The 513-nt window shown below is 61.4% G+C and carries 1 protein-coding gene; it reads right to left on the bottom strand.

The window, feature by feature from the left end:
• On the bottom strand, window positions 1-513 hold a 513-nt coding region (locus K5E40_RS34420; protein ID WP_221734435.1), incomplete at both ends, for a zinc-binding dehydrogenase.

The raw sequence follows: 513 nt of genomic DNA, 5'->3' as shown, positions 1-513 counted from the left end.
GGTCCTTGGGGTTGATGCACTCGGTGGCACCGAAACTGCGAGCCAACTCGAACTTGGCCGGGTTGGTGTCGATGGCGATGATGCGGCCCGCCTTGGCTTGGCGTGCGCCCTGGATCGCGGCGAGGCCGATACCACCGAGGCCGAATACCGCCACCGAGTCACCGGGTTGCACCTTGGCCGTGTTATGCACAGCACCGATACCGGTGGTCACGCCGCAGCCCAGCAGGCAGACGTGCTCCGGATTGGCATCCGGGTTGATCTTGGCCAGCGACACTTCAGCAACAACGGTGTATTCGCTGAAAGTCGAGCAGCCCATGTAGTGGAACAGCGGCTGACCGTTGTACGAGAAGCGGGTGGTGCCATCAGGCATCAGACCCTTGCCCTGGGTAGCACGTACAGACACACACAGGTTGGTCTTGCCCGACTTGCAGAACAGGCACTCGCCACATTCAGCGGTGTAGAGCGGGATAACGTGATCACCCGGTTTCACACTGGTGACGCCCTCACCTACCT

It is taken from the genome of Pseudomonas baetica, from assembly GCF_019733355.1.
GTDB classification, from domain to species: Bacteria; Pseudomonadota; Gammaproteobacteria; order Pseudomonadales; family Pseudomonadaceae; genus Aquipseudomonas; species Aquipseudomonas baetica_A.
Note: the sequence above shows the minus strand (reverse complement) of the source record. Positions and strands in the feature narration are given on the sequence as shown.